A 24,179-nucleotide genomic window follows, 5' to 3' on the forward strand; every position below is an offset into this window, starting at 1 on the left:
GCTACCGGCGGGTCATCGCCCGGCGGGTCATCGTGTGGCGGGTCATCGCCTTCCGGACAGCGGTTTGGCGGCGCCGGCGAGCAGCAGGGCAACCAGGATCGGCACGCCGATCGCGAGGAGGGCCAGACGGATCCCCGTCAGGTCGCCGAGGTAGCCGAGCAGCGGAGGCCCGGCCAGGAATGCCACGTAGCCGATGGTGGAGACCACCGAAACCCTTGCAGCCGCGTGCCTGGGATCGTCCGCCGCGGCGGACATTCCCATGGGGAACGCGAGGGCAGCCCCCACTCCCCAGAGTGCGGCTCCGACGGCCGCAAGCCAGATGTTGCCCGCGAACACGAACAGTCCCAGGCCGGCCGCTGCTGCGGCCATGCTGGCGCGCAGCACGGCCACCCGGCCGTATCTGTCAATGGAGGTGCCGCCAAAGAAGCGCATCGCGGTCATGGCCAGGACAAACAGCGCGAAGAGCAGGGCCCCGGTGGATTCAGAGGTTCCGAGGCCGTCCACGGCCGCCTTGGCGATCCAGTCATTGCCGGCGCCTTCGGTCAGCGTGGCGCCAAGCACCACCACGCCGATCAGGAGCGTGCGTCCGTCGCGCCAGGCGGACGGGCCGCGGGCGGGCTTGGGCTCACCGTCGGCAGCCTGCTCGGGGATGGCATGCGGCAGGAAGTAGCGCGGCGTGACGAAGGTCAGTACCGCCACGGCGGCGGCGATGACCAGCAGGTGCTGGGGCAGGCCTACGCCAATGCCGGACAGCCCGGCCCCGATGAGCGCACCCACAAAGGCGCCGCCGCTGAACGCCGCGTGGAACTTGGGCATGACGGTCCGGCGGAGCCGGTGCTCGACGTCGGCCCCTTCAACGTTCTGGGACACATCCCACAGCCCGATGCCCATGCCGAAGAAGAAGAGCGCCACCGCCGTGCCGGGAACGGACTCCGCAAGCAGCGATATTGCGATGCCCACGCCGGCCAGCGCGGCCAGGAATCCACCTGCGCGGACGCTGTTGGCGGTGCCGATCCGGTTGATCACCAGCCCCGCGGCGGGCAGGGCGATCAGCGACCCCACTGCCGTGCACAGCAGGAGCGTCCCCATCTGGCCGGACGATATGTGCAGGATCTCCGTGACTGCCGGAATCCGGGCGGCCCAGCTGGCAAACACCAGGCCGTTGGCGCCGAAAATGATGAAGGTCGCCACCGCTGCGGCGGAAACCTGGCGGTCGGCGAGCTGCTGGGTGGTGGACGTCATCCGACAACTCTATCGATGCCCCGCCGGTGGGCCTGCCGAACCCCCATCCGCTGGTGGCGCCTCGATCTCGACAAGCTCGATCAGCGGGACCGGCCGACGCTCTCTCACTCCCTGCAACTAAACCCCCGACGCTCTCTCACTTTTCGCAGAAAAGACGCCAACGCTCTCTCACCGGGTGAGCGAGCGTTGGCGCAGAACGTGCAGGAAGTGAGAGAGCGTCCGGTTTACCGGGCGCGTTCCACGCGCTTCTCGTCCCACACCGGCTCGGCGGCCTCGTACACCCTGCCGTCGGAGCCGAACACCAGGAAGCGGTCGAAGGTCCGGGCAAACCAGCGGTCGTGCGTGACAGCCAGGACGGTTCCCTCGAAGTGGTCGATCGCCCGCTCCAGTGCCTCGGCCGAGTGCAGGTCCAGGTTGTCGGTTGGCTCGTCGAGGAGCAACAGCGTGGCCCCGGACAGCTGCAGCAGCAAAATCTGGAAGCGGGCCTGCTGGCCGCCGGAGAGGGACTCGTACTTCTGCTCGGACTGTCCCGCCAGGCCGTAGCCGTCCAGTGCGCCGGCCGCGGCTTCGCGGCCCAGCCCGGAGCGGTGTTCGTCGCCGCGGTGCAGGATCTCCAGCAGCGTCTTGCCGAGCAAGTCGGGGCGGACGTGCGTCTGCGCGAAGAAGCCGGGCCGGATACGGGCGCCGAGTTTCACGGTGCCCTCGTGCGGCACTTCGGCGATTTCGACGTCGGACACGGGCAGGTGCTCGCGCTCCGGATCGGTGCCCCCGGTGGCGAGCAGGCGCAGGAAGTGCGATTTTCCGGAGCCGTTGGAGCCGAGCACGCCGACGCGGTCCCCGAACCACACCTCGGTGGAGAACGGCTTCATGAGCCCGGTGAGTTCCAGCTTCTCAGCCACGATGGCGCGTTTGGCGGTCCGCCCGCCCTTGAGACGCATCTGAACATTCTGCTCGATGGGCAGGGCCTCCGGGGGACCGATTTCCAGGAACTTGGCCAGCCGGGTTTGGGCGGCGTGGTACCGGTTGGCCATGTCGGAACGGAACGCCGCCTTGTTCTTGTACATGTTGACGAGTTCCTTGAGCTTCACGTGCTCCTCGTCCCAGCGTTTGCGCAGTTCCTCGAAGCGGGCGTTGCGGTCCGCCCGGGCCTCCACGTACGAGCCGAAGCCGCCGCCGTGGACCCAGGCGCCGGCCCCGTTGATGCCCGGCTCGAGGGTGACGATGCGGCCCGCGGCGTTGTTCAGGAGCTCGCGGTCGTGGCTGATGAAGAAGACCGTCTTCTTTGACTCGTTGAGCTTGCCTTCCAGCCAGCGCTTGCCGGGGACGTCCAGGTAGTTGTCCGGTTCGTCCAGCAGCAGCAGCTCGTCGGGGCCGGCGAACAGCGCCTCCAGCACCAGGCGCTTCTGCTCGCCGCCGGAGAGGCTCGACGCCGGGCGGTGCTGCGCGCGGTCAAACGGCAGTCCCAGCGCGGCCATGCAGACTTCGTCCCAGACGGTCTCGACGTCGTAGCCGCCGGCGTCTCCCCAGTCCACGATCGCCTGGGCGTACCGCATCTGGGTGGGTTCGTCGTCGTGCTCCATCATGGCGAGTTCGGCGTCGTCGACGGCGCGGGCAGCGGCCGCCAGGGCGGGAGGCGCGGCGGACACCAGGAGGTCCTTGACGGTGGAATCGTCCCGCACCTGGCCGACGAACTGGCGCATGATGCCCATGTTGCCGGAGCGGCCGATGACACCTTCGTCAGGCGTGAGGTCGCCGGCGATGATGCGGAACAGGGTGGTCTTGCCGGTGCCGTTGGGCCCGATGAGCGCCGTCTTGGTGCCGTCCGGGACCTTGAATGTCACCCCGTTCAGCAGTTGGGTGCCGTCGGAGAGGAAGTAATCAATGCCGGAAACGTCAATATGGGCCACGCCGTCCATCTTCCCACGGGCCTGCCCGCATCCTGCCCCGCCCGGGCTCAAGCTATGGCAAGCTGCCGGCGGCCGGCACCGGAGCGCCGGCGTCAGCCGGCGGCTGTCAGGAACTTCTTCAGGAGCGGCCCTGACGTTGTGGCGCCGAGCCCGCCGTCTTCCACAAAGACAGCCACGGCCAGATCGCCGTGCACCGCAATGATCCAGGCGTGGGTCTTGGGCGGGTTGGCATTGCCGAACTCCGCGGTGCCGGTCTTGGCCCCCACAGGTTCGCCGGGCACGTCGGCCAGGAAGCCGGCGTGGCCGGACGTCACCACTGCGCGCATCATTTCGGCGAGGGAGGCGGCCTCCGCCTTGGTGATCGGTGTTTCAGCGGCTTTGGCCGGGGCCTCGGCAGTGACGGTCGACGACGGCGACGCACCTTCCGCGTGCTGCGTGCCTGCCGCCCCACTTGCCGAGGGTGATGCGCCCGGGGCGGCCTCCTGGACCAGCACCGGCGAGACCGGCGAGCCCTTCGCGACGGAACCGGCCATGATGGCTGCGGCCAGGGGGGACATCAGGACCCTGCCCTGCCCGATCATGGCCGCGGCGTGGTCTGTGCCTTCGGCCTCGCCCGGGACGGAGCCAAGGAAAGCGTCCGCACCCAGCTTCGGTGCCTCAACGGCAACACCGAGAGACGTCGCCGCTGACTCCAGCTGTGCCTGCGACACCTTGTCCCGCGCCGAGATGAAGGCCGTATTGCAGGAGTGAGCAAACGCGTCACGGAGGGTGACGGAACCGAGCGAATCGGCGGGATAGCCCTCTGCGTTCTTGAACTTCCGTCCGTCCACGGTGAGGGTGGGCGTGCATTCCACCTTTGAATCGGGGGTGAGCCCGTTGCGCAGCATGGCCAGCGAATCCACCACCTTAAACGTGGAGCCCGGCGCGTACTGGCCCAGCATGGCGGTGTTGTAGCCGTTGCTTCCGGGTCCCGAAGCTGCGGCCAGCACGGCTCCCGTGGACGGCCGGAGCGCCACGATCGCGGACGCAGGCTTGATGTCGGCGAGAGTGTCCTCGGCGAGCTGCTGAAGTTTGAGGTCGAGGGTGGTCTTCAAGGGCGTGCCGGCGGTGGCCTGGATCTCGAATACCGTTCGCCGCGGATCGGTCGGTGCGGCCTGAATTTCGTCTTTGGTGAGATCAGCGCGCTGCACCCGGATCACGATGCCGTCCGTGCCCCTCAGCTGGGCGTCGTACTGCTGCTGCAAGCCGCCGGTGCCGGTGACATCGCCGGCGGTCAGGCCGCCGTCGGACTTTTCGATCTGCTCAGCGCTGGCCTCGGCTACGGTGCCGAGCACGGCACGGGCAAAGTTCCGGGTGGGAGCGAGGGGCAACTTGTCCTTGATGGCCCGGCCACCCGGAATGGCCTCGATCTGCGCATCAGTGACGGTGCGGCTGCTGGTATCCCGGAGGGTGATGGCCGGTACGAAGGCCTCTGCTCCGGACGCCTCCACCTGCTGAACGTAGGCGGCCGGATCAACGCCCACCAGCTTGGCAAGCTTGGTGGCGGCATCGGCAGCGTCAGCAGTGCCAAGCAGCGGCTTATCGATGCCGACGTTGACCACGGGACGGTAGGTGACCAGCTGGGTGTCCTGCGCGCCAAGAATATCGGCGCGCGGCGGGGACTGCGTGGACTTGCTGAGGATCTCGCCTTCGGCAAGATCGGGCACCAGCATCCCGGGCGACCAGACCGTCAGCCACTTGTCTCCCGATTTCCTCAGGTCCGCGGAAACGGTGTACTTCCACTCGCCGGAGGAGATCTTCCAGCTGTAGTTGAGCGGGATCCGGGCCGTGTCGCCGTCGAGCTGCAACGCGCCCGCTTCTACGGACGGCTTCTCAGGTGCGAGGGCTTTGAAGACCTGCTGCAGCTGGTCGTTCGCGACAGCGGAATCACGGCCGTCGAACCCCACGGGACGGAGGTCCATCCCGGCTACGGCCGAGGCGAGCTGCTTCGCCGCGGCTTCGGAGCCGCTGCGACCGTCGTCGCACGCCACCAGCGAGGCGCCGAAAATGAGACCAATAAGGGCAAGTGAAAGTTTTTTAGAGTTCCCCACCGCGCTATTATGCCCCTTTCCCCGGGCCCGTGCCGGTTACATGACCCCACCCCGAGCGCCAACGAACACTTAAGCCCCGTTCCCATGCGCAAAAGGGGGCCGGCAGAATCTCAGAGACCCAGGGCGGGCATGCCCAGACCGAATATGTCCTTTAGTGCATATTTCGCCGCGTGGAAGCCAGGCATGCCTGTCACCCCGGGTCCGGGCGGTGTGGAGGACGAACACAGATAAACCCCGCGGGCCGGCGTGCGCCAGGGAACCGGGGAGACCACCGGCCGCTGCAGCAGCCCCAGGATGTCCAGCAGCCCTGCACTGAAGTCCCCGCCGATGTAGTTCTGGTTGTAGGCGGCAAGTTCCGACGCCGTGGTCACCTTGTACCGGACCACGACGTCCCGGAATCCGGGCGCGAAGCGTTCCAGCTGGTCCATGACCGCTGGCCCCATGTCCACTGTGGACCCGGCGGGAACGTGGCAGTAGCTCCACAGGATATGCCGGTCGCCCGGCGCCCGGGTGGAATCGACCAGGGACGGCTGCGACACGAGGACATACGGCCGCTCCGGGTGCTTCCCCGCGGCAACGTCTGCTTCGGCCTGGGTCATCTCCGCGCGTGTGCCGCCGACATGGACCGTGCCGGCATCTTCCAGTCCAGGGCCGGTCCACGGCACCGGCCCGGACAGGATGAAGTCCACCTTGCACGCGCCGTTGCCGAAGCGGAAAGCCTCCAACGCGCGAAGGTATCCGGCCGGCAGCCGGGTTCCGGCGATGCGTGCCAGGGCTGGCGGGGCCACGTCCAGCAGCACGGCCCGGGCGGGCTCCAGTTCCGAGAGCGATGAAACCAAGAAATCCGTTTCAATCACGCCCCCGTGAGCCTCGATGTCCGCGGCCATGGCAGCGGCAATCGCCGATGACCCGCCCACGGGTATGGGCCAGCCCTGGGCATGGGCCAGCGCATTGAGCAGCAGGCCCGCGCCGGCCGCCGCGGGGGAAGGCAGCCGGGACACGGCGTGGGCTGCCACGCCCGTGAGCAGTGCCGGTACGCGGTCCTGCCTGAAACGGAGGTTCCACAGCGGCGACCCCTGCTCCAGCGTTCGGAGGCCCATGACCGCAGCGGCCGCCGGCTGGCGCGGAATCCGCAGGAGCTGATCCGACGTGGTCTCCACGATGCCGTCGATGTGCCGCACGAGCGGAGCCATGAGCCTGCGGTAGGCACGGCCGTCACGCCCCAGTTCGTCAGCCGTCCGGTCCAGGGACCGGTATGCGAGGGCCGACCGGCCGCGGTCCAGCGGCGAACCGAACTGGACGGCGGGAATCTTCAGTTCGATCCGGCGCGGCAGCCCGAAGGCCCGGAAAAACGGCGATGCAAGCGCCATGGGATGTACGGCGGAGCAGACGTCATGCCAGTGGCCGTCCTCAATGACTTCGGAGGTCCGGGTTCCGCCGCCAATGTCCGGTGCGGCCTCGTAGACATGCACCTTCAGTCCCGCCCGGGCCATCACGACGGCTGCGGCGAGCCCGTTGGGGCCGGAGCCGACGACGGCGACGTCAGCCATCGCGGGGGCCCGCCCTCCAGGGCACCACGGACGCCGCCGGGCGCAGCGGGTCCAGCCGGATCCAGTCAGGGGCATTGTTGAACGGCCCGCCGTGCGGATCGTCCATGAAGTGGCGGCGGATTGGATCGTACCGCGGGTCCCAGATGTCCCAGGCAACGCGCAGCATCAAATATGCAGTAGCGAGCATATGTGCCGCAACAGCCAGGACGTAGTAGGGCATGTCGATGTTGTGCTGTGAAACGCCACCGCTGGTCACTTGGCCAAGATACATCCAGATCGCGGCCCAGTGCAGCCCCTCGATTCCCTGCCAGATGAGGAAGTCTCGCCACTTCGGCCGTGCCAGCGCCAGCAGGGGGACCAGCCAGATCACGAACTGCGGGGAGTACACCTTGTTGGTCAGGATGAAGGCCGCAACGATCAGGAAGGCCAGCTGCGCCAGCCGTGGCCGCTGGGGGGCGGTCAGGGCCAGGACAGCAATGAGGACGCAAGCCACAAGGAATACGTTCAGGGCCAGCGTGTTGATGGCCTCAGGTGTCAGGGGGGTCCACCGGACGCGCTCAGCCACCAGGTTGTAGGCGAACCAGGGCGAGCTGAACCCGGCCGGGCGGTCCTGGGTGAACTCGAAGAAATACTTCCAGCCGGTGGGGTCCCGCACCGCAACTGGCAGATTGACGGCCAGCCAGGCAAGGGCGGCAGCCGCCGCCGTCACCAGGAAGGCGCGGATTTTCCCGGTGCGCAGGGCCAGCAGGAAGATCGCGCCGAAGACGAGGACGGGATAGAGCTTCGTGGCAGTCCCCAGGCCGATCAGGATCCCGGCGAGGACCAGCCGCTCCCGTGAAAAGAAGTACATGCCCAGTGCCAGCAGGGCCACGGCCCACATGTCCCAGTTGATCACGCCGGCGAGAACGATTCCGGGCGCCAGGGCCACCATGGCCGCATCCCAGGGGCGCCTCCGGGTCATCCGCGCCGTTGCCAGGACAGTGACGATCCAGACAGCGGTGATGAGGGTGGCGTTGACGTCGAAGTAGCCGAGGATCCGGGCATCCGTGACGCCCCGGCCCGGGACCAGCAGGGCCGTGATTCCGGCGATGATCCCCATGAGCACGGGGTACTCAAACAGAGTGCCGGGAGTGACAAACGGGAAGGCCCCATCACCGATGCCGCGGTTGCGGAACAGTTCCGGAAAGTCGGAATAGCACGTGGAGTAGAACTGGGAGGGTGTCTCCCAGCCGTTGACCCGGCAGTAATCCTTGACGGCGATTCCCAGCAGGGCGGCCAGGACGGTGAGGATGATGAGCACGCGTTCCACCGTGAAGAAGCCGGGGGAGACGATCCCGGGAGCGGAACGGTAGCCCATGGGCCCGCCGATCAGTTCGGTGAAGTTCCTGAGGAACCGGTCGCTGCGGCTCGGCACGACGAGGCGCGCCCGCTTTCGATGGGGCGGCGTCTGTGTCTCCTGCATATGTTTGAGCTTACCGGTGCACGTGCAGGGCACGGCGAAGCACCAATTCACCGGAACGCCGTCCTTCCGAGCGCCTGCTTCTCGTGTCGTACCGATGCGCGGAAACGCGGCGAGAGCCCGCGCGTAGCCGCGCGGGCTCCCTGCGGAGTGCGCTGGGCAAAGCAATCCATCAGTTCCTCCGTGGTGGACAGGACATTGGTGGACGCGGTGTCAGCGCATGCTGCTCATTTGCTGGTGCATCAATACGTAGACGTCCTCCCGTCTCTGGTCAAGCAGACGGCCGTTGAACTGCGGCTGCTGGTTCATTCCTGAGTTCCGGCCTGAAAGGGCTTCCTGGAGCTTGCGGAGCATAGCGTTCACCTCCTTTCGCTGGGGGCTGGTAGTGCGGCTGGCGGCGCCGACGGCGGTACTGCTGCTGGGTGTCAAGACGGATCCTCGGTCTTCGGGATGGAAAGGGACGGGTTTCCGGATGGAAAAAGGACGGCAATTCGGGCATGGGAATTAAGGCCATTTGAATTCTGAGAATGGCCGAAAATAGGCATAGAAATGCCCGGTACACAGAAAGAGAAATCCGCAAAAGCGGTAAATGGCCCCCGAAGCGGTAGCACCGCAGACCCCAACAAGAAGCAGGGTTCCGAATTATGAGGGTGCTGCGCAACCGCGTGGTTCCGCTACATCAGACCGCCGTGGCCCAGAAAATCCCCCAAAGAGGGGGACCAGTTCCTGCTAACGCTTCCTTGGTGCAGGCACCAGGAGCGTGAGGATCAGGAGCGGGCGAGTCCGTGAAGAGGGCGCGGGCCAGCAACGAAGGCCGGGAACGCGGTGATGGTCAACTTCCATCCGCTAGTCAAAGTAATCATTTTCCCAACCTCCTTTTCTGCTCTGCCGTTGCACCAGCTGACTGGCCGGACAACGCGCGCCGTGACCCTGGCAAGCCGCACTGGGATCAGAAATAAAATTACACCAAGAATGGCGTTCTTGACTACTTAATTCTCAAACAAATTCGAGAATCACCCGGAATCTATTCTTAGAGGCCCCAGCGGACAATAGCAGGAGTCCGTTTGTCCCAGCCGAGCGTGCACACTTTCGCGGTGCCGAGAATGAAGTGCCGGCCCTCTTCCGGGGCGAGTTCGAGCCATCGTGCCGTGAGGATCCTCGAGAAGTGGCCGTGGGCCACGATCAGGACATTGTCCAGCCCTGACTCCAGGACCCGTGCCACGATTTTGTCGGCCCGGGCCGCCACGTCACTCAGCTTCTCACCGTTCGGAACGCCGTGCGTCCAGATCAGGTACTCCGGGTTGTCTTTCCGGATCAGGTCCGAGCTGATGCCCTCGTAGTCGCCGTAGTCCCATTCGACGGCCAGCGGTTCGTGGACGGCATCCGGGAAGCCGGCGAGTTCGGCGGTCCGGCGTGCACGGCGCAGCGGCGAAGTCAGCACCAGGTCAAAGTCCACGCTGTCCAGGATCTTGCGTGCCTCCACCGCCTGCTGTTCGCCCTCCACCGTCAGAGGAAGGTCGGTCAGCCCCGTGTACTGGCCGCTCTTGGACCACTCGGTTTCACCGTGCCGCAGGATCCAGAGCTGGGTACGGGCAATGTTGGCGGCGTTCACTTAGGACTCCTGGGTTGGGGAAGGTTCGACGTCGGCGGGAGACTTGGCGGGGTCCGGTGCCGTAGCGCTCGGCGCGGCGGGCTCCGGAGCTTCGGGGGCTGATTCGGGCTGCTCGGCCCACCAGGCGCGCAGCCGGGACTCGGCGTCGGCCGGGTCCAGCGGGCCGTGCTCCATCCGTTCCTCCAGCAGGAACTTGTACGCCTTCCCTACCACCGGCCCGGGCCTGAGCCCCAGCAGGGCCATGATCTCGGCACCGTTCAGGTCCGGCCGCACAGCTTCCAGGGACTCCTGCTCGCGGAGGGCCTCGATCCGTGATTCGAGATCGTCGTAGGCGAAGGACAGCCGCTCGGCCTTGCGCTGGTTGCGCGTGGTGACGTCCGACCGGGTCAGGCGGTGCAGGCGCTCCAGCAGGGGGCCGGCGTCGGTGATGTAGCGGCGGACCGCAGAGTCGGTCCAGCCGGCGTCGCCGTAGCCGTAGAAGCGCATGTGGAGTTCCACGAGGCGGGCGACGGCCTTGATGGTGTCGTTGTCGAAGCGGAGGGTCTTCATCCGCTTTGCGGTGAGTTTGGCCCCCACCATGTCGTGGTGCCGGAAGCTCACCGCGCCGCCCGGTTCGAAGCGGCGCGTAGCCGGCTTGCCGACGTCGTGCATCAGTGCGGCGAACCGCAGGACGAAGTCCGGGCCGGGCACCGGACCGTCGCCGTCCGTCTCAAGGGATGCCGCCTGCTCGAGTACCTGGAGGGAGTGCTGGTATACGTCCTTGTGACGGTGGTGTTCGTCGGATTCGAGGCGCAGCGCGGACACTTCGGGCAGCACGAACTCGGCCAGGCCGGTGTCCACCAGCAGATCCACGCCCACGCGCGGGTTCCTGCCGCAGATGAGCTTGACGAGTTCATCGCGCACCCGCTCGGAGGAGATGATGCTGATGCGCTCGGCCATCTGGGTCATGGCAACCCGAACGTCGTCATGGACGGCCACGCCGAGCTGGGACGCGAACCGCGCCGCGCGCATCATGCGCAGGGGATCGTCGGAAAAGGACGCCTCGGGGGCCCCGGGCGTCGCCAGCACCGAGGCGTGGAGGTCGCGGACGCCGCCGAACGGGTCGATGAGCTCCATCGACGGCAGCCGCAGTGCCATGGCGTTGATCGTAAAATCGCGGCGCAGCAGGTCATCGGTGAGCGAGGACCCGAAGGCCACCACTGGCTTACGGGATTCCGGATCGTAGGCCTCGGCGCGGTACGTGGTGATCTCGATCTGGAAGCCGGCCTTGCGCATGCCGATCGTTCCGAAGGCGCGCCCGATCTCCCAGAAATTGTCGGCCCACTTCTTGATCAGCGCGACGGTCTGGTCCGGGGTGGCGTCGGTGGTGAAATCAAGGTCCGGGGACGTGCGGCCCAGGAAGAGGTCGCGGACCGGTCCGCCGACGAGCGACAGCTCGTGGCCGGCGTCCACGAACCGCTGCCCGAGCTCCAGGACCACCGGGTCCACCTGGAAGTCGACGGTGTGGAGATCAGTCTTTTGATGTGCGTGCGCCATAGTTACTTAAGCTTGTCAGAAAACCATCCCCAACCACACCAAATCGCGGTCATTGCGGGACGGCGGCCGGAAAGTCCGTCACATGCAGTCCATCTGGAAGTCATGTTCCGGTCATCACCAACGGGCAAGAGTCGTTAGAGTGGACTTCATGGCCCATCCCGTACCGAGCGCTCCCGGCAGGAGGACGAATCCACCGTTGCCATCGGCAATAGGTGCCCACGTCGCGCCCGCCCCGCACTCGGCACCGGCCTCCCTTCCCACCGTTGAGGAAATCTCCGCCGGTGGCGTCGTGGTGGACACGTCCGACGGCGAATTGAGGGTGGCGATCATCGCCCGCCTTAATAGGGGCGGGCGTCTTGAATGGTGCCTGCCGAAGGGGCATCCGGAAGGCCGGGAAAACAACGAGGAAGCCGCTGTCCGCGAGATCGCCGAGGAGACCGGCATCGACGGCAAGATCCTGGCCCCGCTGGGCAGCATCGATTACTGGTTCACGGTCAGCGGGCACCGGGTGCACAAGACCGTGCACCATTACCTTCTGCAGGCGACGGGCGGCGAACTCACCATCGAAAACGATCCTGACAAGGAAGCGGTCGATGTTGCTTGGATTCCCATTCAGGAGCTTGCCCGCAAGCTGTCCTTTCCCAACGAACGCCGCATCGCGGACCTGGCCCGCGAAGTCCTGCCCGAGCACCTCTGAAGGGCCAGGGCCGCGTGCCGGGACCCCGAAGATTACGGCGTTCCGCGCGCGCGGGTGAGACGATGAAGACGATGTCAGCAGCCAATCCATCTTCCGAGCAGCCCGCGCAGCCAGGCGATACGCCTTCCGGTGTCGTGCCTTCCGGCGCGGCTGCTTCCGGCGCTGCCCAGTCCGGAGGGGAACAGTCCGGCGAGGCCCGCTCCAGCGCCGTCATGGCCGCCGGTACCCTGGTCTCCCGGATCCTGGGCTTCGGCAAAACCTGGATGCTCGGCGCCGCCCTCGGCCTGGGCTCCACGGTCAATGACACGTTCATCAACGCCAACAACCTGCCAAACCTGATCTTCCTGCTCGTTGCCGGCGGCGTGTTCAACGCGGTGCTGGTCCCGCAGATCATCAAAGCCAGCAAGGCTCCGGACAGGGGAGCGGACTACATCAGCAGGCTGCTCACGCTGGCCGTCCTGGTCCTGTTGTCCCTGACGCTGCTGGTTACCCTGCTGGCCCCCTCGGTCATCGAACTGACCACCCAGGGTTACTCGCCGCAACAGAAGTCCCTGGCCGTTGCCTTCGCGTTCTGGTGCCTGCCGCAGATCTTCTTCTACGGCCTGTACGCCCTGCTGACCCAGGTCCTCAATGCCAATGGCGCCTTTGGACCCGCCATGTGGGCGCCCATTATGAACAACATCGTGGCCATCGCAGGCCTCGGCATGTTCATCTGGATTTTCGGCGCCAACGTGACCAATACGCATTCACTGGACAACTGGGGCGACTCCCAGACGTTCTTTGTCGCCGGCTTCTCCACGATCGGCGTGATTGCCCAGACAGCCATTCTGCTGGTCCCCGTGTTCCGGCTGAAGCTGGGACTCCGCCCGCGGTTCGGCTGGCGCGGCGTGGGGCTCGGCCACGCCGCAAGACTGAGCGTCTGGACGCTCCTGACTGCCGCCGTCGGGCAGCTTGCGTTCCTCTATGTCATGCGCATCGCCACCATTCCCGGCAGCGAGCGGCTTCGCCTGGAGAAGGCGAATGACTTCGGCGCCGCCGCGATGCTGCCCGGCAACGCTGTGCTCGAGGTGGCCAGCCAGCTGTACCTGCTGCCGCACTCGATCATCGCGCTCTCCCTGGCCACCGTGCTGTTCAACCGGATGACCCGCGCCTCCCAGGACGGGAACCGCGACGAGTTGCGCGATGCCCTGTCCCAGGGACTGCGGACCATGGCGGTGGCGACCGTTTTCGGCGCCCTGGCGCTTTTCGCGCTGGCGGGACCGCTGGGCATGTTTTTCTCCGGCGGGCGCTCCACGGACGGTGTGCTGCTGGCGCAGACCCTCACCATCCTGGCTCTCAGCACGCCGTTCATGAGCGCCAACTTCATGATGTCCCGGGTCTTCTATGCGAACGAGGATGCCCGGACCCCGTTCTACATCCAGCTGGTCCTCGCACTGGTCAATGTTGTGGCAGCATTTTTCATCCAGTTCCTGCCGTACAACCAGATAATTTTCGCCATCGCCATCCTTTACACGGCGGGCAACATCCTGTCCGTGATCGTGAGTGCGTTCTTCCTGCGCCGGCTCCTGGGGCATCTGGACGGACCGCGGATCGCCAACTCCTACATCCGCATGGGCTACGCCGCCCTCGGTTCGGCCGTGGCCGGCGCGGGCGCGCTGTGGCTGCTGGGCAGCTACAGTCCCGTTGGCTTCGCATGGAGCAGCCGCCTTGCCGCGCTGGTGACCATCGTCGTCGTCGGGCCCATCATGCTGACCGCTTATCTGCTCCTGCTGAAGCTGTTCCGCGTCACCGAACTGCGCGACCTTTTGCGGCCGCTGCTGGGACGCCTGGGCCGTGGCGCTGGCGCCCCTGCGGCAGCCGCGCCAGCTGGCGGGGCGCCTGCTGGTCCGGTGCCTGCTGGTACGGCTTCCGGCAGCGGCGCAACCGCGCCCGCAGTACGGCGTCCGACGCCGGAGCGCGCCACGGTCTCCGTGGACACCGGTCTGATTCCCAGAATTTCCGGCGAATTCGATGCGGCTTCCTTCCGTGCCGGGCCGGCGCCCCAGCCGGAACCAGAGCCGCAGCCGGCAAACCATGGCGGGTCCGAGGACCAGGCCGCCACCTACTTGCCGGAAGAGGACGTGCCCAGCACCGCCCGCGGCAACGCCCTGCGCGAACAGATCCCGCTCCCCGGACGCCGGACCTTCCAGGGAACACCCGGCCAGAACCCGTATTTCAGGCACGGGCGGAAGAGGAAAAAGTAACCGCCGGGGGATTTGGCCAGCCCTGTCTCCCTCGGCCGTTGCACAGCATCGGCTAGGATCGACAAAGAACAAGGGTAGTTGCAGGTCAGTGTCAGCCGGCTTGCTGGAGGTCTCCCCATGGCGAGAAATCGCCAGGCCCGCGCAATTCCCGGACAGCCTAGGAGGAACACGTGTCCCACCCGATCGATGTCGGATCAGTACTTGGCGGCCGCTACAAGGTCACGGCCACAGTACTGACCTCGCATGACCAGGATCTGGTGCTGGACGGTGTCGACCAGGTGCTGAACCGCCCGGTCAGCATTCTGGTGGCCGGCCCGCACAATGCGGATCAGGTAGCCCAGAGCGCCCGTGAAGTGGCCACCGGCGAGCGTCCGGGGAGTGTGCAGATCCTGGACCTTGGCGTGAGCGACGCCACCACCTATCTCATCACCAACCACACGTCCGCCGCCGACCTGCTGGACCTGGTGGTCGCTTCCAGCCCGCCCTACGTCGAGCCGTTTTTCACGGACACCCTCGGCAGCGAGATCTTCGGCCAGGCCCGCTCGCATGAGCCGGAAACGTACGACGACGACGAAGAGGTCGACGCCGGCTACATCAACTACGGGGACAACCAGCCCAGGCAGGCTGATCAGTATCACGCGGCTGCACCCGCCGCCGGACGTGCCTCCGCGGGCACCGCAGAGCACGGCGCGGGCGCCCAGGCCCCCACTGCGCCCGTGCGCAAGGCCCCCGTCGTGCCGCCTCTACCGCCGGCCCGTCCTTCCGCCGCGCCTTCTGCCGGAGCCGCAGGGGCTGGTGTCGCTGCCGGCGTAGCCGCCGCGGCCGCCGCAGGGCAGGGCCGGCAGCAGTCCGGTGTCCCCGAGACCACTGCTCCCCAGCCCGTTCAGCGTGAGAACGTGGAACAGGCACTGCTGCAACGCGAGACCAACCGCTCCGCTGAAGCGGCGTCCGGCTCACTAGACAGCGCCGGCTCCGGAGCAGGCCAGGACGCCCCCAAGGTGTCACTGTGGTCCGAAGACGACTATGACTACGCCCCCGAAGACCAGTACGCCGACGACGACGAATCGGCGGAAACCGACAGGCGAGCGGGCAACTTCCCCGCTGTGGCCAGGACCAGCAGTGTTCCCGCTGCAGGCGGCTACGACTACGACGATGACGACGACGAACCGCAGCGCGAACCCCGTTCCATGCGATGGCTCGTCGGAGGCCTGCTGGCAGCGGTGCTGATCGTTGGACTCATTTTTGCCGTCACCAACCTGGGCAGCCTCTTCAAGACCACGCCGCAACCGGAAGCAACGGCAGGGTCAACAGTGCCGCCGTCGTCCGCACCTCAGTCCGGCTCCGGGTCGCCGACCCAGAGCACGGCTCCGGCAGGACCGCCGGCCATTGAAGGCGTCACCCGCCAGGGCAGCTTCGACTTTGCCTCGACGTACGACGCCGACCTCAAGAAGACCTTCGACGGCAACGCGGCGAGCTACTGGTCGGATATGGAGTTCGCCACGGAGGACTGGGGCGGCCTGGCCCCGGACGGTGTTCCCCTCGTGGTCAAGTTGAAGAGTCCCTCCAAGGTCTCCTCCATTACGTTGAACCAGCTGGGTGCATCCGGCGGAAGCATCAGCGTGTTCACCAACGACCGCCCGTCCCTCGACGGCGCGAAGCAGGTGGGCTCCAACAGCTTCACCTCGCCGGACCTCACCATGCCGCTGGCTGAACCCGTCACTGCGCAGTACGTGATCGTGTCCATCAAGACCCTGCCCAAGCTCGCCGCACCTAAGACCCGTTACGGGTACGGCCTGCGGCTTGCCGAGATCAAGGTTCAGTAGGCGCGCCGTTCCGGCGCGCAGCATCCCCGGGCTCAACCGCCCGGCTCTGGCCGCGCAGCAGCCTTGCGCGGCTGGCACCCGGCCTCCGCGGTTCGGTGTAATAGGGCGCCCTTGACACTCCCCAAGACGGTAACCTTGGGGAACGTCTTGTGATGGTGTGTGCGTGCGGGCTCAATGCGCCTTCACCAGGCCTCCACCACGTCTGGAATATTCGGCACCGCCAAGCAGTTGTGCCATGTGGCCGGCCGGAAGGCTGGTGCATCGACTAAGGAAGAGGTTCACCGTTCAGTGAGCAACGCAGAAAACAGCGCGTCAGAAGTACGTGATGTCATCATCGTCGGCTCGGGTCCGGCAGGCTACACCGCCGCCGTGTACACGGCACGCGCCAATCTGAAGCCACTGCTTCTGGCCGGTTCCGTCACAGCCGGTGGCGAGCTGATGAACACCACGGACGTCGAGAACTATCCTGGTTTCCCTGACGGCATCATGGGTCCGGACCTGATGGAGAACTTCGAAAAGCAAGCTGCCCGCTTCGGCACTGAAATTCAGTTTGAGGACGTCACGGCCCTGGAGCTCGACGGCGACATCAAGACCGTCACCATCGCCACGGGGGAGACCTTCCGCGCACGCGCCATCATCCTGTCCACTGGTTCGGCGTATCGCGAGCTTGGTCTCGCGAACGAGAAGCGCCTGTCGGGCCACGGCGTGAGCTGGTGTGCAACCTGCGACGGTTTCTTTTTCAAGGACCAGGACATCGCCGTCATCGGCGGTGGCGACTCCGCCATGGAGGAGGCGCTGTTCCTCACCAAGTTCGCCAAGTCCGTTACCGTCGTTCACCGGCGCGACGCGTTGAAGGCCTCCAAGATCATGGGCGACCGCGCCCAGGCTCACGAGAAGATCAACTTCGTCTGGAACACGGCCGTTGAGGACGTTCTGGGCGGAGACAAGGTCACCGGCCTGAAGCTGAAGAACCTGATCGACGGCTCCGAATCTGAACTTGGCGTCACCGGCGTTTTCGTCGCCATCGGTAACGATCCCCGTACCGAACTGGTCAAGGACACCCTCGAGATGACCGCCGCCGGAACCATCGCGGTGGAGGGCCGCAGCTCCCGGACCAGCGTCAAGGGTGTCTTCGCCGCCGGCGACGTCGTGGACCCGACCTACCGCCAGGCCATCACGGCTTCCGGCTCAGGTTGTGTCGCTGCGATCGACGTCGAGCACTACCTCGCTGACCTTCACGCCTGACCGGCGCTGACCACCGTTCGAAGAGAGAGACAAGGGTTATGAGCAACGCAAAAGACGTAACAGACGCAAGCTTCAGCACGGACGTGCTGGCCGCCGACAAGCCGGTAATCGTGGATTTCTGGGCCGAATGGTGCGGACCGTGCCGGAAGCTTGGCCCCATCCTGGATGAGATCTCCGTGGAGTATGGCGAGAAGGTGAACGTCGTCAAGGTCAACGTCGACGACAACCCCGCCATCGCTGCAGAGTACGGCATCACCTCGATTCCGGCCGTGTACCTGTTCCAGGGCGGCGAAGTGAAGAGCACAGTCATCGGCGCCAAGCCGAAGCAGTTCTTCGAAAAGGAATTCGCGGACGTCCTGTCCTAGTAGCGTCGTCCCGTACTTCGCGAGCGGCAGTCGCCCAACGGCGCTGCGCAGCTGACGCGGAGACAGAGAGCTGACGCGTAGACAGACCAGTGGCCATCACTCCAGGGGAGTGGTGGCCACTTTCGTTTGCACTGACCTGACTTGGCTCATTTGGTTAGTGCGTGATTTTTGGGCTGTGGATTGCCTCGAGGATGGCTTGCTGCTCGGTGTTGATGTCGGGGGCGAATCTCTGTGTGGTGCCATTGATGGCGATGGTCGCTGAGCGCAGGGGCCGGAGCTGTTTGATGACGTTGGCCACCGCGAGCCCTGTCCTGTTCTGGACAGTCCTGGAGATGGCAAGCGCGCTGAACACAATCGTCAGGTGTGCCTCGATCGCGTCACGGGTTCGGTGGAACATGGGCCTGGCCCGCAGGTCCGACTTGCTCATCCGGAAGGACTGCTCGACGTGCCACAGCTCGTGGCATGAGCCGATGACTTCCCCTGCGGCCATGACCGCCGGCGGAATGTTAGTTACGTAGCCCTTGAGGCCAGCCAGTTGCCGGGCACGTGTCAGTGACGCCTCATCGAGGCTGCGTTTCCCGCCGGAGGTCTTCACGAACCGTGGGATCCGGGCCGTCTTCTGTCCCTCGATGACCTCGCGAGCCCGGTTCTCTTGGGCCGTGAGGGTGTTGGCATCGCGAACTGCCCTCTTGCGGGAGTAGGCCCACACGGCCCGCCACGAGCCGGGGTGCGTAGCGGATCCAGACGGGCTCGGCGCGCAGGTCCCGGTTGTTCTCATTCCGGTGGCCGGTCCCGGGGGTGATGGTGTCGATCAGCTGCCTGTCAGTGAACGCGTCGCCGTGCCAACGGAAGTGCGAGGCCAGATCGTGGTGACATCGTAGAGCACCAGGGAAACGTCCCCGTCGGTGCTGGCGTGCTGGAAGCACCAGGTCGCGATCCGGTCCCGGTACTTGCCCGCGGCGGCCCGGCCGAGGGTGCGCTTCATGGTCGCGTAACTGGCCGGGACCCGGCCCAGGTCCCGCAGGACCCTGCCGGCATCAAGCAGCGAGGTCGGTTCCACGACCCGGGCGATCACCAGGTCCCGGAACACCTCGTCGCCGAGCCCGTCGAATCCCAATGCCGTGAACACCCCGGCCAACGCATCGAACAGGACCCGTGAGTCCGTTCCCACCACGCGTCCTGAACCGTCACGACTGGCTGGCCCGGCCGGCTCGGCCGCATCAAACAAACCCGGCCCGCCAGCAGGCACAACTAGGCCCTTGACCTGGGGCGTCGGCTCGACGCCGAGGTCAAGGACACCCTGAGCGGGATCCTCAAGCAACCCACGGGCGCGCTCCAGCAGCACACCGAGCTCGGCCTCCGTACGCGCCGAGCCGACATGCTCCACGATCCGCTGACCTCCGCGCACATACTCAGCGATCTGCACCGCCGTCGCTCCCGAGGCCGTCCGCACCCTCCTGATGAATGCCACACCGGTGACACTAGAACAAATCCCATTAGTGCGTGAAAAAGCACCAACCAGCCCACATCACCGCAGGTCAGAGCGCCGGCCCACCGTGAGACCGCGAACCGTGAGCCAAGTCAGGCGTCGTCCCGTACTTCGCGAGCGGCAGTCCCCCAACGGCGCTGCGCAGCTGACGCGGAGACAGAGAGCTGACGCATAGACAGACCAGTGGCCATCACTCCAGGGGAGTGGTGGCCACTTTCGTTTGCACTGAGATTCGGACCACGGCTCTTTGTGAGAGGCTTGCTTGGACGGGGCTTGGGGTGGAAGCTCTGCTCGCGGGCGTTTTACTCTTTGGGAAGCCGCCGCGCCGCTCAGCACTGGAGCACTAACGGCGGAGCGCCTATTCGCTTCTGCGTTCTCGACCTTCACAATCGATATCTATTTCAGAAGACGCTTGTGTTGGTCAGACGGACTTCAGAATGGTGGCGGTCTCATTCGTGGGTCTGGGGCAAGGGTAAAACGGAGGGTTATGTCCGCCGCTGGCTGCATTCGGCAAATGGTCGACTCCGCCCCGGGCCTGACTCGGGTGCATGCGGTTCGTTTCACGTGAAACATCAAATGTCGATCCCACGCCTTCCCCCGAGTGGGGGACCAGACAGCGAGAGACCGGCCTTGGAAAACCAGGAAGATGATCGAAAGACATCATGTCGGTCGCCGGCGCCACGTGAAACTGGCCGCATCCTTCAGCGCCACTTCTCCTCTTTGCCGTGCCATACGCAAACAAGGATCCCCGCGGCATCTTCTGACAATTCCTGCACGTCGTCCGGTCCGACGGGTCCAGCTCGTCGTCCGCGCTGGCCAACTCGAAGCATTACGATCACACGTGCATCTTGGACTTACCACGCTCCTACCCTCCCCATACCCTCCCGCAGTCTTTGCACAGGGAACAGACCTGATCCAGTGAAGGGTTTCACGTGAAACATGCTGACCGCGCCGGCCTACTTTCTTGGGAAACGGCACGTCTTTCCACTGAATGAGACTCCAGGCAATCCGATCCATCACCACAATCCGAATCCGGTACCACCGAACACAGGCCATGCTCGGCTTCACTGCATTCCTTCGGCCCTGCCATCCGCCCTTAGTCGCGAAGTTCCGAGGCCCCGTGCACCGGCATCCACCCTGGTTAGCGCTGGACGGCAGATCGTGCGGTAGGCAGATCAAGCAGCTAATCCTGGCAAGGTGACGGAGCGACCAAGAGGCAGAAACCAACCAACCCCGGACAAGCGCGGGGACGATATGTGTGCGTTGGACTCGGGCGCGCGATGCGGCCCTATTCGGCGATCCCGCGTTACACGGTCCTCGCGTCATGCGGCTGCTTGTCCGGTCAATCGATGCCTTCTGATTCCACTACCCTCCCTCTGCCGACCGAGTTAGGGTCGCGCCCGAAGCCGCCAAGCCATCAACCACAGGGGCGCGCCGTGGACGTACTCCCTCTCCCAGATTTCGCAGATTCCAGCCAAACAACGAAAGCAGGACACGGTGGACAAACTATCTCTGGCATGTAGAGAACGAACGGGGTTGAAGTTGCTCTATAGGACCGAAACGGGCATTGACTCCAAAGGCCGGAGAATCAGGGAGCTACAAAGAGGAGCTCTTCTCTCCGCTCGTGTTTGGACGTGGACGTCCGTGACTAGTCCTGACCGGTCAATATTCGACCGCGTTTCGCACAGTTCACGCACAATCAGGGCCTGCGCCAACCCAGGCCCCGCGGCGTCCCGCGTCCTGCGCCCGCCGATCACGCCCGCGAAGCCGATGCTGCTCCCGAACAAGACATCCCAGATCTGTGGGGCAAACATCAAAGGGCGTGGAAACTGGGCTCATCCGAATCGGCCCAGGGGTTTCACTAAGCCGTGCCGAGCTGTGCTGTGTTGTGCTGTGCCGAGGGAAACTCAACCACGGTGTCGCATCTTCCTAACCACTGTCTTCCGGAGAGGGGAGTGTCGACGGGCTCGGGGTGACGCTCACGACGGGCTCGGGGTGACGCTCACGACGGGCTCGGGGTGGCCCTCACGTCCCGTCGGTCCAGAATGTCCGCGCCGTGTAGGGTCCACGCCGTTTCACGTGAAACACGACTCATTGTGCGTGGGCTCATTGTGCGTGAGCGGCAGCGCAGACCTTTCGCTGTTCCTCCGGGTCACTGATTTTCACGTGCATTGACCTTGCTTTATCCCCGCAGAGAGACGGGAGGATGACCACATTTTGGAGTCAGCGCAACGAGCGGAAACGTGACTAGTCGACTGTGCCGGCAATACTCCCCGTGCAAGCGGTCTGTCGACCCATACTGCCCTTGTTCAGTCCCTCGCTGACGGCATAAAGCTCCCGGGTCTCGGGAACTGAATAATATTGAGCACCCGAGCACCCGAGCACCCGAGCACCCGAGCACCCGAGCACCCGAGCACCCGAGCACCGAAGCACCGAAGCACCGAAGCACCGAAGCACCGAAGCACCGAAGCATCGGAGCATCGGACAAGGGTGCACAGAACTCCGGAGCGTCAGCCTTCAGCGCCGGGCAACAGGAACCGCCATACCCCGCCTCGAGTCCGCCCTCTGTTTCACGTGAAACAGCCTTCTTCCCCTGTCCACCCTGTGTTTCACGTGAAACGATCTTCGCCCTACCAGCCGCCCACTGTTTCACGTGCAACGGCCATAGTGCAGCTAATCTTGTGGACCGCACCAGCGAATCCGGAGGCCGTCCGAACTGCCCTCGCGGACAAAGGCCAATGCGGTCCATGCCTGGCCACATCACCTTCGCGCCGGGTACGCACCATCAGAGGGAACCCCAAAGGGCCACGCGGAGTCTGAACCATGGCCACATTGATCGTGGCTCTACACTCACATGCTTCCCTACGTTGAACCACCAACGAACAAGGATACAGCCCGACACCGACATGAGCCGGGAACGGGAACCTCGACCGCCGGGGACAAGTCGTCGTCTCTCCATGACGGGCGATCGCGTGGCAGCCGCGCTGTGATTCGATACGAACGCAGTCTCATTGGTGGCGCAGTCTCATGGGTGGAAGCCGGCTCCGTCCTAGCGTCTTCGGCTTTGAACCACGGTCACCTGGAGCAAGGGGCATCAAGTCTTGACCAGCCGATTGTGTACCCTGGCCGGCAGTACTCGAGGTCTCCGATACAGCACACGATCCGCTGCAGCCATGGGCCCTGCATCAGTGACTGTCCGCCGTAACCAGAACACTAGCCGGCTGTTCGAATGGCATCATCGCCACATTCCGACCAGCCGTGCGCCGGGCGTCAGCGCGCCTCACCGCCGCCCCCAACAACAGTTGAAGCTATTTCGACAGACAGTTATCTCCACGCCAGGACCCGTCGTGCCGCGGGCCCAGCCACCAAGAGCACGGGAAGGGGAGCACAGGAAGGTCTGCCCACCGTTTCAGCTGGCCCTGAGCCGGGCCGAGACCCAAGAGGCGTCAGCGCCAGACCCCGCGCGGTCATGTCAAAGTCCAAAGTGGACGCCCTGCGCTCTACGGTCCCAGCCGACCACGTTGAATCTCGTGAGCCCGCTGAACTTTCTGAGTACGACACTGCCGAGATGCTGCGGGATTGAAGACCCCACACGAGGCAAGTTTCCCACCAGCGGCGACATCCTCCGCCCACGCAAGCCACACTGCCACCTTGCCTCCTTGCCACCCACCGCGTTTAGCCACCAGCCCGCGACATCTTCTTCACACCGCCCACCGGGCACCGCAGCCATTGCTCCATGGGTTCCACATGGACGGCGTTCCTCATGGACACGCGGCCCATCGGCATCCGCGTCGGCGTCGGCGATAGGTCAGTTGCTCAGGTGTCAGTTGCTCAGGCGCCCTCATTGGGACCGGCGCTCCGACTCCGAAGTAGGACCCCATGGACACGACAGGGCCCACGACATCCACGATGCTTCCTCAAGCAAACGAGCGGCTGCCCGCATGCTATAGCGGTCCGGCAAGCTGCCTATTGCGGCCAGCCTGCGTTCGTGACTGCAGCATAGCGACCAGGTTCGTGACTGCGGCATAGCAACCAGGTCCACTTGTGGCCTTCCGCCGTCAATACGGCCCGACCTTTGATCACCGCCGGCAACTCCACATGGTGCATGCATCTGGCCCCCACGTTCGTCTCGACGACCTCGGCGTCTACCGCACCGGACGTTCACCTCTCCTCTCTTGTTCGGCATCGCTATGGATTGCATCCGTCTCGCGGCATTTCGATAGCCCGACGTTCGGGCGGGAAATGTCGACTAACAAGATCAGCCCGGCACTGATCGACGCGAACCCTCCCGCCGAGCCACTCCTGTCGTGAACTTCCCACAGCCGGAGCATGACATTATTCACAGTCTTATCCACAGCTGAATCCACAGGGTTTTCCACAGGCACCCGCTGTGCGCATTTCGACACCTCTAGCGCGACACTGGAAACCGGACCCGCGTTGTGGTGGGATGCCGAGACTCCTGATCCTGCAACGACGGGGCGGCCGTTTGGGAGCTCGGGTCGCAAGCAGCAGACCATGTGCCGAAAATAAACTGATTCAGCTTAATCTTGGACCGACATTATCGAGATTTTCCCCGCTGTCCACATCGAACAGCCCGCGGTCTGTTTGTTTCACGTGAAACAGGATGTCGCGCCTGAGGAGGACTTGCTTCACCCACATTCCGCGGGGCGCCCGCCTGGCTGGTAAATCCACCGCCCCTGGGCCCGTGTGAGATTAGTTACCAACAGAGTTATCCACAGCGTTATCCACTGTGATATCCACCGCAATATCCACTGGCCTGAGCGTCGCTTCATGACCCGTTGCCGCGCAGGACGACGCCTGCCTAGGTCCACCCCTGGACTGTCCTCTGCAAATGGGAAGTGCGTGAGCTGACTGGATCCGACTCGTCCTGGTCGACAAGCATCGTCACACATGGGTGACG

General features: G+C 65.0%; 13 protein-coding genes and 1 pseudogene. 5 read left to right on the forward strand and 9 right to left on the reverse strand.

Going from position 1 to position 24,179, the window contains the following annotated elements:
• Positions 1-42 precede the first annotated feature (42 nt).
• The 8 genes from ASG92_RS01340 to ASG92_RS01370 all read right to left on the reverse strand — a co-directional run bounded on the left by ASG92_RS01340 (position 43) and on the right by ASG92_RS01370 (position 11,396).
• On the reverse strand, positions 43-1,242 hold the full coding sequence (locus ASG92_RS01340; RefSeq protein WP_056623286.1) for an MFS transporter: 1,200 nt from the start codon (positions 1,240-1,242) through the stop codon (positions 43-45).
• A 224-nt stretch (positions 1,243-1,466) separates the two neighbouring features.
• A complete protein-coding gene (locus ASG92_RS01345; RefSeq protein WP_056623895.1) occupies positions 1,467-3,149 on the reverse strand; it encodes an ATP-binding cassette domain-containing protein in 1,683 nt (560 codons plus the stop codon).
• Between the two features lie 92 nt (positions 3,150-3,241).
• Entirely contained in the window at positions 3,242-5,239 is a 1,998-nt protein-coding gene (locus tag ASG92_RS01350) for a penicillin-binding transpeptidase domain-containing protein (RefSeq protein ID WP_056623288.1), read from the reverse strand.
• A gap of 110 nt (positions 5,240-5,349) precedes the next feature.
• A complete protein-coding gene (locus ASG92_RS01355; protein ID WP_056623291.1) occupies positions 5,350-6,789 on the reverse strand; it encodes an NAD(P)/FAD-dependent oxidoreductase in 1,440 nt (479 codons plus the stop codon).
• On the reverse strand, positions 6,782-8,251 hold the full coding sequence (locus ASG92_RS01360) for a glycosyltransferase 87 family protein (protein ID WP_056623294.1): 1,470 nt from the start codon (positions 8,249-8,251) through the stop codon (positions 6,782-6,784). The genes ASG92_RS01355 and ASG92_RS01360 overlap by 8 nt, the downstream gene beginning before the upstream one ends.
• 210 nt (positions 8,252-8,461) lie before the next feature.
• A complete protein-coding gene (locus ASG92_RS29110; RefSeq protein WP_200951862.1) occupies positions 8,462-8,602 on the reverse strand; it encodes a hypothetical protein in 141 nt (46 codons plus the stop codon).
• Between the two features lie 676 nt (positions 8,603-9,278).
• Complete coding sequence (locus ASG92_RS01365; protein WP_056623297.1) at positions 9,279-9,860, reverse strand: histidine phosphatase family protein; 582 nt, start codon at positions 9,858-9,860, stop codon at positions 9,279-9,281.
• Positions 9,861-11,396 (reverse strand): CCA tRNA nucleotidyltransferase, encoded by a 1,536-nt coding sequence (locus ASG92_RS01370; protein ID WP_056623300.1) that lies wholly within the window; start codon positions 11,394-11,396, stop codon positions 9,861-9,863.
• A gap of 196 nt (positions 11,397-11,592) precedes the next feature.
• Here ASG92_RS01370 and ASG92_RS01375 point away from each other — a divergent pair, with 196 nt between their 5' ends.
• The 5 genes from ASG92_RS01375 to trxA all read left to right on the forward strand — a co-directional run bounded on the left by ASG92_RS01375 (position 11,593) and on the right by trxA (position 17,769).
• Entirely contained in the window at positions 11,593-12,093 is a 501-nt protein-coding gene (locus ASG92_RS01375) for an NUDIX hydrolase (RefSeq protein ID WP_056623303.1), read from the forward strand.
• A 71-nt stretch (positions 12,094-12,164) separates the two neighbouring features.
• The gene (murJ, locus tag ASG92_RS01380) at positions 12,165-14,336 is read left to right on the forward strand and encodes a murein biosynthesis integral membrane protein MurJ (RefSeq protein WP_056623306.1); all 2,172 of its coding nucleotides are present in this window, start codon (positions 12,165-12,167) and stop codon (positions 14,334-14,336) included.
• A 170-nt stretch (positions 14,337-14,506) separates the two neighbouring features.
• Positions 14,507-16,159, forward strand: a complete 1,653-nt coding sequence (locus ASG92_RS01385) for a hypothetical protein (protein ID WP_056623310.1) — start codon at positions 14,507-14,509, stop codon at positions 16,157-16,159.
• Positions 16,160-16,447: 288 nt separating this feature from the next.
• Entirely contained in the window at positions 16,448-17,404 is a 957-nt protein-coding gene (gene trxB / locus ASG92_RS01390) for a thioredoxin-disulfide reductase (RefSeq protein ID WP_056623313.1), read from the forward strand.
• A 38-nt stretch (positions 17,405-17,442) separates the two neighbouring features.
• Entirely contained in the window at positions 17,443-17,769 is a 327-nt protein-coding gene (gene trxA, locus ASG92_RS01395) for a thioredoxin (protein WP_003800194.1), read from the forward strand.
• Between the two features lie 154 nt (positions 17,770-17,923).
• Here the strand turns inward: trxA and ASG92_RS01400 are convergent.
• A pseudogene (locus ASG92_RS01400) lies at positions 17,924-19,240 on the reverse strand (IS1634 family transposase).
• Between the last annotated feature and the right edge of the window lie 4,939 nt (positions 19,241-24,179).

Origin of the sequence: Arthrobacter sp. Soil736 (assembly GCF_001428005.1) — a bacterium.
In the GTDB taxonomy this organism is placed as follows: Bacteria; Actinomycetota; Actinomycetes; order Actinomycetales; family Micrococcaceae; genus Arthrobacter.